This is a genomic window from Colwellia sp. MEBiC06753 (genome assembly GCF_053470325.1).
Genome location: NZ_JBQMTM010000018.1, coordinates 25,221 through 42,707, shown reverse-complemented (window position 1 = coordinate 42,707; position 17,487 = coordinate 25,221). Strand labels below are relative to the sequence as shown.

Here is a 17,487-nt window from a genome sequence, read left to right as displayed (position 1 = left end):
TGGGTATATTGTCGGTTCAATTGATTAACTAAATTCTATGGTTTAATGACACTGCTTTTTATCTATTTGGCTATCGCCATTGGTGTTTCTTTTCTTTGTTCAATTCTAGAAGCGGTGCTTTTGTCGGTGACTCCGAGCTTCGTTGCCAAAGTGCAGAGTGAAAAGCCGCGAGGCGGCAAGGTACTGGCAAAAGTCAAAGATGACTTAGATCAGTCAATTTCTAGCATTCTGATCCTTAATACGTTTGCCCATACTATGGGCGCTGCTGGCGTTGGTGCCCAGGCTATCCGCGTGTTTGGCGAGCAACAGGAAACATTAATCGCATTCTTGTTAACCTTGGCGATTTTGTATTTTTCAGAAATTATTCCTAAAACGTTAGGGGCAACGTTTTGGCGTTCTTTAGCGGTGCCATGTGCTTATATAATTACGTTTTTAGTCAAGTTAGTGTATCCATTAGTTTGGTTGTCTACCCAACTGACTCAGTTATTTAGTAAAGGTAAAGAAGAAGCTATTAGTCGCGAAGAGGTCATGGCACTAGCGGCACTTAGTCACAAAAATGGCGATATTAAAAATACCGAAAACCAGCTAGTAGAAAATATTCTGCAATTAAAAGATGCTAAAACTGAAGATATTTTAACGCCACGAAGTGTGGTGCATGCGCTACCAGAAGATATTACCGTTACTGAGGCATTATCAGCGAAAAACACCGCGATATTTACCCGTATTCCAATTTATAAAGACTCTATTGATCAAATTACTGGCGTGCTACTAAAAGCTAATTTATATGAAAGCGAACGCCAAGGTTTAGGTGATAGCTTAGTCAAAGATATTGCGTCGCCGATTTACCGCATTTCAGAAAGCTTTCCGGTGTTAAATTTACTTGATGTATTTATTAAACGTCATGAACATATTTTTTTAGTTGAAGATCATTTTGGTCAAACGGCTGGAATTGTGACATTAGAAGACTGTATTGAGACATTTCTCGGGCGAGAAATTGTTGATGAAAGTGATGCCGTTGAAGATATGCAAAAATTAGCAAAAGCTCGGTACCGTCGCCGATTAAAAACAAAAGTAGAGAAAACTGACGCTAAGTCTACGTCGTAATGTCTGCGAAAAAAACACCAAAAAAATCAGATAAAAAGCCGCCAACACCATCCAAAGGTATTGGTCGCTGGCTGTTTTACACCACTCTTAAATTATCGTTAGTCTTTATTTTAGCGTTGTCACTCTACGTCATTTACCTTGATGCCAAAGTGAAAGCTAAATTTGAAGGGGAGCGTTGGCAAATACCGGTACAAGTATTTAGTCGCGCTGAAAATATTGCGATTGGTGATAAGCTATTTTTGCCTCGTTTAGCTGATATGCTCAAGCGTTCAGGTTATGACAAGGTAAAAAAAGTTTGGAAGCCAGGGCAGTTTGCCCTTTCATCATCACGCATTATTATTTTCCGCCAAGCTTTTGCTAATATTGACGTCGACCTTCCTAGTGAAACCCTGACAATAGATGTAAACGCCGGCAAAGTGTTACGACTATATGTTGATGACGTGCCAGTTAAGCAGCTAGCAATTGAACCACAGCTGATCACCCGAATTGTGCCGGAGTCTAAAGAAGACCGCGTATTGGTTAATTTAGTGTCAGTACCTGAATCTTTAATTGATACTTTGTTGTTGGTGGAAGATCGCGAATTTTATTTTCACAAAGGCATATCACCACTGGGCATTTTACGGGCTCTGTATAGCAACTTAACTGCTGGCCGCACGGTGCAAGGGGGAAGTACACTTACCCAGCAATTGGTTAAAAACATGTTTTTAACCAGAGATAAAACCATTACTCGAAAAGTAAATGAAGCGCTAATGGCGTTAATTCTTGAGTTTCGTTACAGCAAAGACCAGTTGCTTGAAGCGTACATCAACGAAGTTTACTTAGGGCAGCACTATGCCAATGGTGTCTATGGCTTTGGCCTAGCCGCGGAATTCTATTTTGGTCAGCCGTTAAAACAGCTGACTCCAGCGCAAATGGCATTATTAGTAGGGGTAATTAAAGGCCCTAGCTTTTACGATCCTTGGCGACAACCAGCTCGGGCTAAAAAGCGCCGAGATCTGGTACTTAGGTTAATGTTCGAAAATCATTTAATTAATAGTGCAACCTTTGAATCGTCGGTCAATGCTGACTTGGAAATTCGCTCAGAGCGCCGTTTAGCAAAACAGTATTTTTATAATTATATTCAACTGGTTAAACGAGAGTTGCCGCAACTACTAGCCGGACAAGAGCGCAGTGCTGGTATTAAAGTGTTTACTGGCTTTTCGATGAAAACACAGTTGATGCTGGAACAGGTAACTCGCCAAACCTTGTCAACGCTTGAAGCTAAGCACCATCAAACTAATTTACAAGCAGCAGCGATAATTACTGACCGCATTACCGGTGAAATTATTGCACTAGTGGGGGATAGAGAGCCAACTAACAAAGGCTTTAATCGAGCGCTTGATGCCAAACGACCGATAGGTTCGCTGATTAAACCCGCGATTTATTTACCGGCATTAGAGCAGTATCATCAATTTTCTTTAGCAACGGTGATTGAAGACAAGCCTATTACTTTAGGTGCTGGCCAAGGTAAGCAATGGCAACCACAAAATTATGACGGAAAGTTTCGTGATCAGGTGCCATTAATTGATGGCCTTGTAAACTCGCTGAATATTCCTACGGTTAATCTAGGAATGATGTTGGGGCTTGATACCATTAACCAATCTATGCAAATGCTTGGTTATCAGCAACCAGTGACATTAAGACCTTCAATGTTGCTAGGTGCGATAAACATGTCGCCATTTGAAATTAATCAAATGTACTTACCAATCGCAAATCAGGGGTATTACGAGCAAACTCATGCCATTAGGCATATTGCCGCTTTAAACGGTGAAACACTTTGGCAGTACCAACCTAAGGTCGAACAGCGGTTGTCATCGCAAAGTGCTTATTTGGTCAATTATGCCCTAGAGCAAGTTGCTGAGCGCGGCACGGCAAAGTCACTTACTTGGCGCTTAAAAGATAGTGTGATTGCAGGTAAAACCGGTACAACGAATGACCAACGTGATAGTTGGTTTGTTGGCTATGATCAACATCATTTAATGACCACATGGATCGGCCATGATGACAATACGCCAACAAAATTGACCGGTAGTAGTGGCGCATTAGTATTATTTGCCAATGTTATAAAACAGTTAGGCGTGCAAAGTTTATATCGCGAGATGCCAAGTAACATTGCTGACGTTGCATTTGAAAGCACTACTGGCAATCCAGTGAAAGAAACTTGTCAGCAAATGGTAAAATATCCAGCGATAACGACAGAGATGAGCTACTCTAATTGTATGGAAAAAGTTGAAGATAAGCGGTCATGGTTTGAAAAACTTTTCGGGGGGTGATCAGAACGTCCACTGTATCTTGTAAAACTTTCGGTATAAATAATTATTAAATGAAAAGAATAACCGATTATGGCTTCGGTAAAAACACAACACCAATTGAGCTTTGCTCGTATTAATATCATTGCCGATGATATTGCCGAAGTGATCGTCAACAGCCACACAATCATTTCGTTGGAGATGGTGGAAGAATATGAGCAATTTCTAGCAGAGCACTTTGATGATGGATTTGGCCTTATTATTAACCGTATTAATCCTTATGATTATTCATTTGAGGCAAAGTTAACTATTGGCTCTCACCCTAAGCTTTTGGCTTTAGCTGTGGTTGTTTATGATGACGTGGCTAAACGTTCTACCCAAGGTGTGGAAAAAGTTAGGTATATGGATGATTGGAATATAAAAACATTTTCAGGCTTAGAACTAGGTTGGCAAGCAGGGAAGGAGTGGATTGAGCAGCAATTACTGATTAAATCAAAGTTATCAGAGTAGCTGTTGTAGTGACTGTACCAAAAGAACTAAAAAAGCCGCATGTAGCGGCTTTTTTATTGAGCGTAGCTTGTTGCTAACTATTTAACTTGAGGTTATTTAAGTTTGGCAAAACAACGATCTGCGGCGGCAATGGTCGCGTCAATGTCAGCATCACTGTGAGCGGTTGATAAGAAGCTTGCTTCAAATGCAGATGGCGCTAAGTAAACACCTTCATCTAACATTAAGTGGAAGAACTTTTTAAAGCGCTCACCGTCACACGCTGTTGCCTGAGCGTAAGTCGTAACCTCTGACTGTTCAGTAAAGAAGAAGCCAAACATGGCACCCACATAATTAATTGCTAATGGAATACCGTGGTTATCAGCTGCGGCTTTAAAGCCTTTTGCCACTTTCTCAGTGTTGGCAGTTAATTGCTGGTGTTTTTCACCCTGGCTTAATTCGTTTATCGAAGCTAAACCTGCTGCCATCGCAATTGGGTTACCTGAAAGCGTACCTGCTTGGTAAACAGGGCCTGCTGGGGCGATGTAATCCATAATCGCTTTTTTACCACCAAAGGCACCGACTGGCATACCACCACCAATGACCTTGCCTAGAGTGGTTAAGTCAGGAGTAATGTTATAGTGAGCTTGCGCGCCACCTAATGCCACACGAAAACCGGTCATTACTTCATCAAAAATAAGCACACTGCCGTATTGATCACAGACTTCGCGCAGACCTTCTAAGAAGCCTTGAACTGGCGGAATACAGTTCATGTTACCAGCAACTGGTTCTACGATAATACAGGCAATTTGATCACCACATTCAGCAAATACTTGTTTAACTTCGTCAAGTTTATTGAAACTCACGGTTAACGTGTGTTTAGCAAAATCCTCAGGAATACCCGGTGAATTTGGTACGCCCATCGTTAACGCACCTGAGCCCGCTTTTACTAAAAGTGAATCAGCGTGACCGTGATAACAGCCTTCAAACTTTAGAATTTTATCGCGGCCAGTATAACCACGAGCTAGGCGAATAGCGCTCATGGTAGCTTCGGTACCTGAACTAACCATACGCAAACTTTCCATTGACGGTACTAATTCACGTACTTTTTCCGCCATGGTAATTTCTAATGCGGTTGGCGCACCAAAGCTTAAACCATTTTCTACCGCAGCTAATACTGCGTTTTTGATAGCTGGGTGATTGTGGCCTAAGATCATTGGTCCCCAAGAACCCACATAATCAATATACTTGTTACCATCGGCATCAAAGATATAGGCGCCTTCCGCTTTTTCGATAAAACATGGTGTGCCACCCACGCCATTAAAAGCACGAACGGGAGAGTTGACGCCACCAGGAATAATGGTCTTTGCTTGTTCAAATAATTGTTCAGATTTATTCATAATGGCTCGCTTAAAATTTACTGGTAAACCAAGTTACTGGTTTTTCATAATCGGTTAATTTATTTTCAACGCCTAATGTCAGGGCAAAAAGCGCCATACGTACTAACACACCATTTTGTGCTTGGCGGAAAATGGCTAAATTGGCTAAATCGTTTAGGTCAGTATCTAACTCGTTGGCTTCTGGACGAGAGTCACGTGGTAATGGATGCATGATCACGGTATTTTCTTTGCAATACTGCTGATAAATTTGTCGATTTAAACTAAAGTGACCGCGATATAAGTCTGCTTCGTCTTTACTGGCAAAGCGCTCTTGCTGAATACGCGTTTGGTAAATAACATCGCACGCAAGGTTACCGGCGATTTGGTCGGTGATCACCACTTCGTGACCAGCATCAACTAGGGTAGAAATAACACCGTCAGGCATTTGTAGTGCTTGTGGTGACACCATAGTTATTTTGACATTGTTATATAAGCTTAATAATTTCGATAACGAATGCACGGTGCGGCCATGTTTTAAATCACCCATTAACACAATATTTAAGTTGTCTAGACCTTTGCCAAAGCGTGACATTTCTGACTGAATGGTGAATAGGTCTAATAATGCTTGTGTTGGGTGTTCATTCGCACCGTCGCCACCATTGATAACCGGCACACTTGAGCCTTGGGCAAATTCAGCTACCGAGTGCATTTTAGGGTGACGCATGGCGATAACATCAGAATAGCCACTGATCACTTGCGCAGTATCGTACAATGACTCGCCTTTACTTAATGACGAGTTTTCTTCACCAACTGTTTCGCGAACAAAGCCGCCAAGTAAGTTAAAGGCCGCACCAAAGCTCACGCGAGTTCGTGTACTTGGTTCAAAAAATAAATTATTTAAAATTGCGCCGTCTAAAACATGGCAACGCTTTTGTCTTGAGGCATAAGGTGCCATTTGCGCTGATACATCGAGGATTCTGGCGATTGCGTCGCGATCAAACTGCGACACAGATAGTATGTGACTACCTTGAAATTTCATCATTGTGCTTACCCAGCTTATTGCACGTGTGTGCAGAGTTAGTGCATTGTTATTGTGTTGTCGTGTGTGATTGTCACCAAAAATAACGGCGCGAATATAGCATAGTTCGATAAACAAATGAATGAGTATGCCAGTGTATTTAGTCGGGGACGTTACCGTAAGTTAAATGAGCAAGAACGGGTAATTAGTCGCTAATTTACGATAAATTACCCGCGGTAACGCAAGCACTTTTGGGCTCACAGCAATATTCATTGTTGAAAATATTACATCGGCTTAACGTAAGCCAATATAACTACGGCAAATAGCAGCAAAACCGGCACTTCATTAAAGACTCGGTAAAATTTGCTTGAACGTTTATTGTTGTCATTTTTAAAGTCATTTAACAACTTAAAACAATAGCCATGATAAGCCAAAAGGATTAGTACTAACGTGAGTTTGTAATGTAACCATTTCGACGCGACAAACCATTCTTTTCCATAATTTAAAATAATGGCAATACCAAAGGCGACGGTTAAAAAAGCAAATGGGGTGACAAAGTACAATAACCTTCTTTCCATACCTTTTAAGCGTTCAATAACATCTTTACTGTTAGTGTCTGCGTGATTGACAAATAAGCGCGGTAAATAAAAGATGCCAGCAAACCAGGCAACCATAAAAATTACGTGAAATGCTTTTAGCCATACAATGGTGATCATTGATCTATTTTTCCTTCCAATAAATAACGACGAACTTGTTCAAACGATAAAAAACCCACCAGATTATTTGGTGTCTTGTCGTAAACATATATTCCGCCACAACGTTTTTCTTTCAATGCCCAATAAGCCTCTGATAGCGTATCTTTGCTCGATATAGCGATTAGCTTATGTTGCCTAAATTTAATTGTACCTTGATCGTCAGTAATTACTTCGTGCCAATAGTACTCATCATTATTAACCATAATGAGGTAGTTATCATCAGCGATTAATTCAGACAGCTGTTTGTTGTTATCATCGCCAGTTACTAGCGTAATGTTTTGTTTCATAACACCAAGTACGCCCATTCGCTGTAATGCGTCCTCAATTGGTGGTTTTCTGTAAGCAAGGTTTTGTGTGTTCAATTGCATAATAAAAATTGAACGGTTTTTGAAAAGTTGCCCAGAACACAAACATGACGCCGAAATAATTAACATTGCCGGTAGCACCATTTCCAATTGATTAGATAATTCGACCACAGCAAGTAAAGCGGCTAATGGGGCATTGAGTGTTGCTGCCATAAAGCCTGCCATGCCCATTAAGGCAAAGTCACTAGTCATTTGGGAATGTGTGCCATCGACGCCAAGCATGCCAGCTGTAGCGGCTCCAGCAATGGCGCCAATTCCCATAATCGGGCCAATAATGCCGCCCGGTAAGCCAAGACCAATGGCAATAATGGTTAAGAAGCACTTCGCTAGCAGTAAGCCAATTAACATTGAATATTCGCTATTATTGGTCATAACAAAGTTTATTGCACTGATATCTGTCCCCATGGCATGTGGTACCCAGAGTCCGACAATGCCGGTAAGTAGTGCGGCAGTGGCAAAGCGTTTAGCAATATGAATATGCTGAAAGTGCTTAATCATAGAAATGATATAGCGATTAAAAATTGATGCTAAAGCCCCCAACATCGCCCCTAAAATAATGAGCCAAGGGTATTGATGGTAATCCATTGAAATGGTGCTGAAGAACTCAAACTGATGAGCTGGACCAAAGATACTGCTGGTGACCATAGAGCCGACAATTGCCGCTAACATAATTGGAATAAACATGTGAACTTTGTATTCACGTAATATCACTTCCATTACAAAAATTACGGCGGCAATTGGCGTATTAAAACAGGCAGCTATTGCGGCAGCGACACCACAGGCAGATAACGTTCTAATGGCATTCGATGGTAGGTTTAAAACACTGCCAATATAACCGCTACAGGCTGCACCAAGATGCACTGCAGGTCCCTCTTTGCCAACAGAAAAACCACTGGCTAGGGTAATAATGCCACCAAAAAATTGATTTATTGTATTGCGTAGAGGAATAACACCATAAGCAATTTTTAATCGATGTAAAACAAAAGGGATACCGGTTCGAATATATTGATAACCGGTAATTTTAGCGATCACTAAAATAATAATTACGCCGATTATTGGTAATAGAAAACGACTTAATTGATTTAAACTGCTATAGTGCCCGAGATCGGAAAGCAGCAACTGGTGCACAGTGTGTATAGCGCCGATAAATAAAACGATAAGCAGTGACGAAATCAGGCCGCCAAGAATTGCCAATAAGCAAAGCTGCCATGAAGTACTTGGCATTGCTAATCTTATCCGGCTTTCTAAGCCAAAGTTTGAAAGTGTACTTTTTAAAAAGTTTTTATTTATCAAAGAAGTAGATTTTTTGTTGTAATTATTAATATCAATAATACTTTATAAATGAATTGGTTAGCAAAAATAAATCTGTCGGTAGTGGTTAAGCGCCTTGGTGTATTTAAATCGGCATTACTGTTATTTTCGACAATCGCACTATGTCTTTATGTTGGTTACCGACTTGGCAACTATTACCATGGTAATCAATTACAAACGATTGCCCAGCAAAAAACGCGTCTAGATAACCTGTATCAAACCCAGAATAATCATTTAAAGCGTATTCACACCTTAGAAGTTGAATTAGAAGTCGAGCGCTTAGCGAATAAGCAAGCTCAAGACATGATTCGCTTAATGGAAGAAAAGCATTTTGCCGTTAAGAAAGAGTTAGCTTTTTATCAGAAAGTGATGGCACCGGAAAAACAAGCCGATGGTTTAGTGATTGATTCAGTGACATTTCAATCATCTGAAAGTACTGAACATTATCGCTTTAGTGTGGTGTTAGTGCAGCAGTCGATAAAGAAACGTTTTGCTCAAGGCTATATTGACCTAACGATTCGTGGCAGCTTGGCGGGTAAGCCTCATCAAGTAACACTTAATCAAATCAGCGATCTGACTAAAGAACAGCTGTCATTTAGTTTGAAGTTTTTTCAGGCGATTGATGGCGAAGTAACGCTACCTGAAAAGTTTGTGCCTGAAACTGTTGAAGTAAAGGCAGTGTTGCCAAAAGGAAAATGGCAAACATACCATGAGCTAAATCAAATATTTAATTGGTCAGAAGTCTTTACTGTCCAAGAATAGCAACGGCTTATCTGAAGCGAATTCAAGCTCAATACTTGATTAAATTACTCAGGTTTAAGATAATTCACCCCCTAACGTTTACTGTGAGAAAAATTAACCGATGTCAAACCCAGAATTACCGATTCAATTTACCGATGCAGCTGCAACGAAAGTGCTTGCCCTCGTCACGGAAGAAGAGAATCCAGCGTTAAAATTACGTGTTTATGTAACGGGTGGCGGTTGCTCTGGCTTTCAATATGGCTTTACCTTTGATGAAAAAGTAAATGAAGGTGATATGACTATTGAGAAGCAAGGAGTGACTATGGTGGTTGATCCAATGAGCTTACAGTATTTAGTTGGTGGTGAAGTCGACTATATTGAAGGTCTAGAAGGCAGTCGATTTGTGGTAACTAACCCCAATGCAACAACAACTTGTGGCTGTGGCTCGTCATTCTCGATTTAATCATCTTCACGCTTAAATTTTAAACATTATTAATAGAAAGCTCGTAAGACTCCCTTGCGGGCTTTTTTAATGTCTGTTTTTTTGCAATACATTGTGATCGATTCGTATTAATATTGCTTACATGTAACCTTATATTAACATTTAGTAACACCGAGGTTTTTGAATCGTCAAAGAGCTTGGGGTAGACTGTTGAGTCTATTTTATAGAAGATCCATCAATGAAAAACAAAATGATCACCCGTCAATGGATTGCTGAACGTCCATATATTTTAGCGGCTGCTATTAGTTTAGCCTTGGTTGTGTGGATGGCTTCAGGCTTAATGGCAAGCAAGCCAACAGAAGCAACTGATACTGCACAGCAACATAAATTACCTATCCCTAAAGTTAAAGTAGAAACTATGACTGCGACTGCGGTTTATGACAGTGTCGATCTGTATGGGCGTACAGAGCCTAATCGGTCGACAACCTTGAAAGCTGAAGTTGCAGGTCGAATTACTGAAGTGCTGGCGAAAAGGGGAACCTTTGTTAAAAAAGGCGATGTGGTTGCCAAAATTGCTGAAAATGATTTACCTGCGCAACTGGAAAAAAGTAAGGCTTTATTAGTGCAACGGGAAATGGAATACCAAGGTGCGTTAAAACTTAATAAAGATGGTTACCAAGGCCGTGTACAGTTATCGCGAGCAGAAGCTGATTTAGCAGCAGTTAAAGCTGAAATTAAACGTTTGGAAGTCGCACTGGATCATACGGTGATTCGTGCAGCATTCGACGGTGTGATGAATACTCGTTATGTCGAAGTGGGTGACTACGTTAAAGTGGGCGATCAAGTGGCCATGCTTGCTGATTTAACGCCCTTAGTGGTTAGGGCACATGCAACAGAACACCAAGTTACTCAACTTAAAAAAGGTCAAGCAGCCGAAGTTAAGTTGCTAAATGGCCTACAGTTTGAAGGTCACATTCGATATATTGCCAGTGTTGCCGATGATGCAACTAATACCTTTAAAATAGAAGTGGCTATTGAAAATGCCGAGCATAAATTATTGGCAGGCATTAGTAGTGAAGTACTGATTGCTTTAGACCAAGTGCCGGCGATAAAAATTTCTCCTGCGTTATTGGCGCTAGATGAGCAGGGCAATGTTGGTGTTAAAACTGTGGTAGATGATCAGGTCAAATTTACTGATATTAATATCGTCAAAAGTGAAAGTGACGGTATTTGGCTAACCGGCTTGGGTGAGCAAGCAAATATTATTACCCTTGGGCAAGGTTTTGTCCGCGCAGGTGATAAAGTTCAAGCCGTTTACTCAGACACCGACACTCAATAGGCAGAAACAGATGCTTACTCTTATCGATGCGGCGTTAAGTAGAACCCGTTCAGTACTGTTAATTTTCGTGCTGTTACTGCTTTCTGGCGCAATAACCTACGCCAATATAGCCAAAGAATCTAATCCAGATGTCACTATTCCATTTATTTATGTGTCAATGGTACATGATGGTATTGCGCCAGAAGATGCTGAGCGCATGTTAGTGCGGCCAATGGAAAATGAGCTGAAATCAATTGCCGGCGTAAAAGAAATGACGGCAAATGCCAGTGAAGGACACGCCTCAATTACCTTGGAATTTGTCGCAGGCCTTGATCCCAAAGAAGCACTTGCAGATGTGCGTGATAAAGTGACGCTAGCAAAAGCAAAATTACCGTCAGAAACTGAAGAGCCGGAAGTGCATGAAATTACCATGGCTAACCAAGAGCCAGCGGTAACGGTTATTTTATCTGGGCCAGTAACTGAGCGTGGTTTGGTTACCTTAGCGCGTGAGTTGCGTGACGATATTGAAGGCTTACAGGAAGTGCTGGAAGTTGAAATTGGTGGTGATCGTGAAGACATGGTCGAGATTATTGTCGACCCACTGCTGATGGAAAGCTACGGCTTAGATCAAGGTGATATTTATAACCTTGTTGAGCGTAACAACAGGCTAGTACCTGCCGGAACCATGGATACGGGTAAAGGGCGTTTTGCGGTCAAAGTCCCATCTGTTTTTGAAAGTATTCAAGATTTGTTGGACTTACCAATTAAAGTAAATGGCGACCGAGTCATTACCTTTGAGGATGTCTCAACAGTTCGTCGCTCCTACAAAGATGCCACCTCGTTTGCTCGACTAGATGGTGAGCGCTCTATATCGTTAGAAGTGAAAAAGCGCTCAGGCGAAAACATTATTGATACGGTCAATAAAGTCAAAACTTTAGTCGAAGAAAGCCGTCAAAAGTGGCCCAATCAAGTGATGGTTGACTATGTTGGCGATCAGTCAGTTGAAGTAAAAAATACACTCAGCGACCTACAGAACAATGTGTTATCGGCAGTGTTGTTAGTGGTAATTGTGGTAATTGCAGCATTGGGTACTCGCAGTGCTATGCTAGTTGGCCTAGCAATTCCGGGGGCGTTTTTAACTGGCATTTTGGTGATTGCCATGGCTGGTCTAACCGTGAATATAGTGGTGCTATTTGGCCTGATTATGGCCGTAGGTATGTTGGTCGATGGCGCGATAGTTGTGACGGAATTTGCTGATCGTGAAATGAGCGAAGGCGTTGATCGAGTTAAAGCGTATCAGGCCGCTGCTCGGCGTATGGCTTGGCCAATTATTGCATCAACCGCGACAACACTCGCCGCATTTGCGCCGTTAATGTTTTGGCCAGGCATGATGGGCGAGTTTATGAAATACTTGCCGTTTACCTTAATTGCCGTGTTAACTGCTTCACTGGCGATGGCGTTAGTTTTTGTGCCAACCCTAGGCGCGGTATTTGGTAAATCTAGAGTGTTATCTGATGATCAAAAAGCGCAAATGATGGAAGCGGAAGACGGCGATTTAACTAAACTCCATGGCTTTTCGGGCTATTATGTTAAAGCGCTAAATAAAGCGATTCATAATCCTAAAAAAGTTTTGGCCACTACAATACTTTTAGCAATTGCAGTCATGTGGGCCTACGGTCAATCTGGGCTTGGCGCCATTTTCTTCCCTGACGTTGAGCCAACTAGTGCCACTATGTTGGTGCGCTCTCATGGTGATTTATCGATTCAAGAAAAAGATGCAATTATGCGTGATATTGAAGCTCGTGTACTACCGATTGACGGTATTGATACGCTTTATACGCGCACCGGCGGAAATGATATTGTCGGTACCTTTAGGATTAACTTTAAAGATTGGCTTGAGCGTAAACCCGCGGATGACATTATTAAAGATATTGAAGCACGTACCGCTGATTTAGCTGGTGTTGAAATTGAAGCAAGAAAAAATAGTCCAGGCCCGCAAAGTGGTAAAGACTTAGTCATTGAGCTTAGCTCGCGTTTTCCAAATAAATTAGACGAAAATGTTAAAATTATTCGTGATGCGTTAGTGGCTAATGGCCAATTTACTAATATCGAAGATACCGGCTCTAAACCCGGCATTGAATGGCAACTCAAAGTTGATCGCGCTTTAGCTGCAACCTATGGTGCAGATGCCGCGTTACTTGGTTCAACGGTGCAAATGGTAACAAATGGTTTAAAGCTGGGTGAATATCGGCCAGATGATGTTGATGATGAACTTGATATTCGAGTGCGCTTTCCTGAAGACAAACGTAACATTGGCCGGTTAGATACTATTCGCGTTAAAACCGCGGAAGGCTTAGTGCCTGTTGGCAGTTTTGTTGAACGCAAGGCTGCGCCAAAAGTCGATACCATTCGACGGGTAGACGGCAAACGAGTTGTTTCGGTTCAGGCTAACCTTATTCCGGGGGCCCAATTAATCAAAGAGCTACCGAAACTAAAAGAACAGTTACCGTCATTAGGCTTAGATCCTTTAGTTGATATAGCGATCAAAGGTCAAAATGAAGACCAACAAGAATCCGAAGACTTTTTAGTGAATGCCTTTGGTGTTGCACTTTTTGTCATGGCGATTATTTTGGTGACCCAATTTAATAGCTTCTATCAAGCCTTTCTCATTCTTAGTGCGGTAATTTTCTCGACCATAGGGGTATTTTTGGCTCTGCTAATCGTGCAAAAGCCGTTTGGTATTGTTATGGGGGGAATTGGTGTAATTTCGCTGGCGGGGATAGTGGTAAACAATAACATTGTGTTAATTGATACTTACAATGTGTTAAGGCAACAAGGTTACCCTATCACCGATGCAATTCTACGCACAGGTGCACAGCGCTTAAGGCCAGTCATGCTAACAACAATTACAACAATACTAGGGCTGATGCCTATGGTATTGCAGGTCAATTTAGACTTTTTTGAACGCACTGCTGTATTTGGCGCGCCATCCACCCAATGGTGGGCGCAATTAGCGACCGCAATCGCGGGTGGTTTAGCGTTTGCCACGGTATTAACCTTAATCTTGACCCCAACTTTGTTAGCGCTAAGAGATCTAAAGAAAGAGAAAAAGTTGCAAAACGCTACGCTTAAGTCTCAGCATTCTGTCGAAAAAATTAGTGATGCTGCCTGATAGCGATTGCGAGCAAGATTAAATAACGCTAGGTTAATCAGATATAAGTTCCAACGGCTAAATTCATTGAGTTTGGCCGTTTGTTATTTGCCCTACCAATTGAATTAAATATTTGATCATTCAGCGAGAATTAAACGGCTTATAGGCAAGGCTTTGATTGCAAATAATGGTTATTCCCTTATCAAAATCAGTAACGCAGCATATAAGCCGTTTAAACTCGCCCTTTGGGAACTCGCCCATGAAAGTGATAACTTTACAAATTGCCTTGGTGGAGAATGACTACACCGGCATCAATTTGCTTTGTTCCCACGATCCTGACGTAGCTCTGAACTGGTTAAATATTTAATAAAATTGGTATTAAAGGAGATAAAATGAAAAATAAAATGGCCTCAATGTTATTTGCCACGCTGACCGCATTGTCGGTATCTAGCGTGCATGCAGCGGCAATTAATCAACAAGAACAAGCGACATTGATGGAGCTAAAAAAACAAAGTTTAAATAGCGATGTCTCTTATCAAATCATTGAATCGTTAACAACGGAAGTTGGTAATCGATTAATGGGCACACCAGGTGATGCTAAATCAGTGGCGTGGGCTGTAGATAAAATGAAAGCATTGGGCTTTGATAAAGTTTGGACCGAAGAAGTCACCTCTACTCAGTGGTTACGCGGTGATGTAGAAGCGAATATTATTGCTCCTTATCCACAAAAAATGGTGGCCTTAGCCTTAGGTGGCAGTGTTGGTACTGGCGAAGAAGGAATCACTGCAGAAATAGCTCACTTTGAAACCCTAGATGATTTAAAAGCAGCTAAGCCAAATAGCTTAAACGGTAAAATTGCTTTTGTTTCTTACCAAATGGAACGTCATATCGATGGTAACGGTTACGGTAAAGCCGTTGGCACACGTGTTCAAGGTGCATCAATTGCTGCTGAAAAAGGTGCCTCTGCTTTAGTGATGCGTTCGGTGGGGACTGATGATAATCGTACTGCCCATACTGGCGTTATGCGCTACACCGCTGGTGTGAAGAAAATTCCTGCTGCGGCAATTTCAAACCCGGATGCTGATTTATTAGTGAATATGCTTAAACGCGGTAAACCAGTAAGCTTTTATTTGAAATTAACTTCAGAAGTTAATGAAGATGTGGTGATCAAGTCTGCCAATGTTATTGGTGAAATTACCGGTAGTGAATTACCTAATGAAATCGTGGCTATTGGTGCGCATCTTGATAGCTGGGATGTTGGTACTGGCGCGTTAGATGACGGTTTAGGGATTGGTATGGTGATGGCTGCAGCTCATCATATTGGTCAATTACCTAAAGCACCAAAGCGCACTGTTCGGGTTATTTTATTTGCCGCTGAAGAAGTGGGCTTACTTGGTGCGAAAAAATACGTGGAATTACATCAAGCAGATATGGCAAACCATGTTTTAGGTGCTGAGTGGGATTTTGGACTAGGTCGCATTTATCAAATGAGAACGGGTGTTGGTGCTGAGTCATTAACTGCGTTGCGTGAATTTGCTCAATATATCGCGCCGTTAGGTGTTGCACTAGCACCAGAAAACAATGCGAGAGCACAATCTGATATGGGCGCATTATCAGACAAAGGAATGCCAAGCGTAAGCTTTGCACCAGATGGCTCTCGTTATTTTGACTATCATCACACCGAAAATGATACGTTAGATAAAATCAACCCTGATGATTTAAAGCAAAATACAGCAATCTATACCATGTTTGCGTATTTCGCTGCACAAGCTGACGCAGATTTTCGTCAGTAGTGCTTAGTGTTTGGAATGGCTAATTTGACCTATTAATATTCTAGAAAAAGAGCCTTTCGGCTCTTTTTTTATCAAAGTTCTTTAAGAGGCTTGTAATGCATTTGTTGAGTTAAACGCCAAGAAACTGGTTAACCTGTGTCAGGGACTTTTACAAACTTTACGACTTTCAGAGGTCAATTGAGTAGTGTTAACGATTTTAATATCTTATCTTGTTAATATTATGTTAACTAGGTGTTTTTGTTGTAATTTAATTGATATCGTTTTGAAAAAAACTGCATGTGATTTTTACAATTCTGCTGACTTAACTGCTTTTTTGATAAGTTTTCTGTGTGTTTTTGAGTTAACTAATTGTTTAGTAGGATAAAATTAATATTGGATACTTTCTTGCTTTAGGAATTTAAGTCACTTGTTATGAGTATTATTTATCATAACAATGAATCACTTAGATATTCTCAGCGAAGGAGCTTAAGATAATAAAAATAACCAGTTCATTGCTTTTATCGACCATAATGGTTGCAAGTGCCAATGCATCACTGTTGTTTTCACAAGGTTTTGAAACCGATACTAACGGTTGGAATACCGTTAATGGAGATGGTGTAAACATCTATGGTGGAGTTGAACGCGTAATTTCCGGTACTGATGGTATAACTGCATTTGACGGCAGCTATTTTGGCTTGTTTTCTCAAACAGATGCTGGTCCATTTACGCGTTTTGGTGGCTATAGTAGTATTTACCCTGGAGAATATTCAGCACAAGCGGCCATTTACTTAGATATGGATTGGAATTTAGGTGCAGGATTTGATTATTCTGTAGCTTCAAATGGGAGTGATGGCGTTCATCAAAGAGACTTTATTTTTCATGTTACCAAAGATACCTCAACCGGCGACTTATTAGTGGGCGGTAGCAATAATACTAATTTCGATCCGGTTGAAAACCTAGAAAGTGGTAGTCACCATATTGTTGCGTCGAGTGGTTGGTATATTTTCGAACACTTATTTAAAAATGTCGGTGGCGTATTATCTGTCGATTTAAACTTAAAAGATGCGTTAGGTAATATTTTATTTACTGAGACACGTTCTAATGCAAGTGATTTAATTCCTGATGCTGTTGGTGGTAACCGATATGGTTGGTTTACCAATATTGATTTAGGTGAAGCTTCCTTAGCCGTTGACGCGGTTAGCTTAGCGACGACAGCAGAAGTGCCTGAACCTTCAACATTAGCTATTTTGGCATTAGGTCTAGTTGGTTTTGCAACACGAAAAAAGTTGATGGCAAAGTAATTACCTAAAGAAAACTAGTTAAAGTCATAAAATCTAGAACTTAAAAAGGAGCCATT

At 41.0% G+C, this 17,487-nt stretch carries 13 protein-coding genes; 9 read left to right on the top strand and 4 right to left on the bottom strand.

The genetic code is table 11. The features are described 5' to 3' along the window. Nucleotides 1–45: 45 nt before the first annotated feature. The 3 genes from ACOB82_RS14105 (at nt 46) to ACOB82_RS14095 (ending at nt 3,902) form a co-directional block, all read left to right on the top strand. Nucleotides 46–1,104: a CNNM domain-containing protein gene (locus tag ACOB82_RS14105; protein ID WP_448213617.1), complete on the top strand. Its 1,059-nt coding sequence runs from the start codon at nt 46–48 to the stop codon at nt 1,102–1,104. Then, nucleotides 1,104–3,416, top strand: a complete 2,313-nt coding sequence (mrcB, locus tag ACOB82_RS14100) for a penicillin-binding protein 1B (RefSeq protein WP_448213616.1) — start codon at nt 1,104–1,106, stop codon at nt 3,414–3,416. The genes ACOB82_RS14105 and mrcB overlap by 1 nt, the downstream gene beginning before the upstream one ends. 69 nt (nt 3,417–3,485) lie before the next feature. Then, a complete protein-coding gene (locus tag ACOB82_RS14095; RefSeq protein WP_448213615.1) occupies nt 3,486–3,902 on the top strand; it encodes a hypothetical protein in 417 nt (138 codons plus the stop codon). 92 nt (nt 3,903–3,994) lie between these two features. Here the strand turns inward: ACOB82_RS14095 and hemL are convergent, their stop codons facing one another. The 4 genes from hemL to ACOB82_RS14075 all read right to left on the bottom strand — a co-directional run bounded on the left by hemL (nt 3,995) and on the right by ACOB82_RS14075 (nt 8,619). After that, nucleotides 3,995–5,278 (bottom strand): glutamate-1-semialdehyde 2,1-aminomutase, encoded by a 1,284-nt coding sequence (hemL, locus tag ACOB82_RS14090; protein WP_448213614.1) that lies wholly within the window; start codon nt 5,276–5,278, stop codon nt 3,995–3,997. A gap of 10 nt (nt 5,279–5,288) precedes the next feature. After that, the gene (locus tag ACOB82_RS14085) at nt 5,289–6,299 is read right to left on the bottom strand and encodes an aspartate carbamoyltransferase (protein WP_448213613.1); all 1,011 of its coding nucleotides are present in this window, start codon (nt 6,297–6,299) and stop codon (nt 5,289–5,291) included. A gap of 260 nt (nt 6,300–6,559) precedes the next feature. After that, complete coding sequence (gene hemJ, locus ACOB82_RS14080) at nt 6,560–6,991, bottom strand: protoporphyrinogen oxidase HemJ (RefSeq protein ID WP_448213612.1); 432 nt, start codon at nt 6,989–6,991, stop codon at nt 6,560–6,562. Further along, a complete protein-coding gene (locus ACOB82_RS14075; protein ID WP_448213611.1) occupies nt 6,988–8,619 on the bottom strand; it encodes a chloride channel protein in 1,632 nt (543 codons plus the stop codon). Before ACOB82_RS14075 ends, hemJ begins: the two co-directional genes overlap by 4 nt. Before the next feature lie 117 nt (nt 8,620–8,736). On the opposite strand from ACOB82_RS14075, the gene ACOB82_RS14070 reads away from it, so the two are divergent. The 6 genes from ACOB82_RS14070 (at nt 8,737) to ACOB82_RS14045 (ending at nt 17,431) form a co-directional block, all read left to right on the top strand. Continuing rightward, nucleotides 8,737–9,468, top strand: a complete 732-nt coding sequence (locus tag ACOB82_RS14070; RefSeq protein WP_448213610.1) for a DUF6776 family protein — start codon at nt 8,737–8,739, stop codon at nt 9,466–9,468. A 100-nt stretch (nt 9,469–9,568) separates the two neighbouring features. Then, entirely contained in the window at nt 9,569–9,910 is a 342-nt protein-coding gene (erpA, locus tag ACOB82_RS14065) for an iron-sulfur cluster insertion protein ErpA (RefSeq protein WP_448213609.1), read from the top strand. A gap of 217 nt (nt 9,911–10,127) precedes the next feature. After that, complete coding sequence (locus ACOB82_RS14060) at nt 10,128–11,228, top strand: efflux RND transporter periplasmic adaptor subunit (protein WP_448213608.1); 1,101 nt, start codon at nt 10,128–10,130, stop codon at nt 11,226–11,228. Between the two features lie 10 nt (nt 11,229–11,238). Continuing rightward, nucleotides 11,239–14,379 carry an efflux RND transporter permease subunit gene (locus ACOB82_RS14055; RefSeq protein WP_448213607.1) on the top strand — a complete coding sequence of 1,047 codons (3,141 nt, stop codon included), beginning with the start codon at nt 11,239–11,241 and terminating at the stop codon, nt 14,377–14,379. Between the two features lie 371 nt (nt 14,380–14,750). After that, nucleotides 14,751–16,151, top strand: a complete 1,401-nt coding sequence (locus ACOB82_RS14050) for a M20/M25/M40 family metallo-hydrolase (protein WP_448213606.1) — start codon at nt 14,751–14,753, stop codon at nt 16,149–16,151. Nucleotides 16,152–16,660: 509 nt separating this feature from the next. Then, nucleotides 16,661–17,431: a PEP-CTERM sorting domain-containing protein gene (locus ACOB82_RS14045; protein WP_448213605.1), complete on the top strand. Its 771-nt coding sequence runs from the start codon at nt 16,661–16,663 to the stop codon at nt 17,429–17,431. Nucleotides 17,432–17,487 lie beyond the last annotated feature (56 nt).